This is a genomic window from Pseudomonas parakoreensis (genome assembly GCF_021602155.1).
GTDB classification, from domain to species: domain Bacteria; phylum Pseudomonadota; class Gammaproteobacteria; order Pseudomonadales; family Pseudomonadaceae; genus Aquipseudomonas; species Aquipseudomonas parakoreensis.
This window is the reverse complement of sequence record NZ_BQHY01000100.1, coordinates 1-255: the sequence shown is the minus strand read 5'-3', so window position 1 is coordinate 255 and position 255 is coordinate 1. Positions and strand designations below refer to the sequence as shown.

1 pseudogene is annotated in these 255 nt (G+C 56.9%); it reads left to right on the top strand.

Annotated features, from left to right (window positions below):
• A pseudogene (locus L6D63_RS28565) lies at nucleotides 1–255 on the top strand (hypothetical protein); the annotation flags it as partial.

The following is a 255-nucleotide window of genomic DNA, read 5'->3' as shown; positions in this document are numbered from 1 at the left end:
GGCAACGACACTTACATCGTCGACAACACCCAGGATGTAGTCGTCGAAACCAGCGCTCTGGCCAACGAAATCGATACCGTGATGGCGTCGGTCAGCTACACCCTCAGTGCCAATGTCGAGAACCTGACCCTCACCGGGATCATGAACACCAACGCCAGCGGTAATGCCCAAAACAATGTGTTGACCGGCAACAGCGGCAACAACATCTTGAACGGCGGTGGCGGTCTGGACACCCTGATCGGTGGAGCTGGCAAC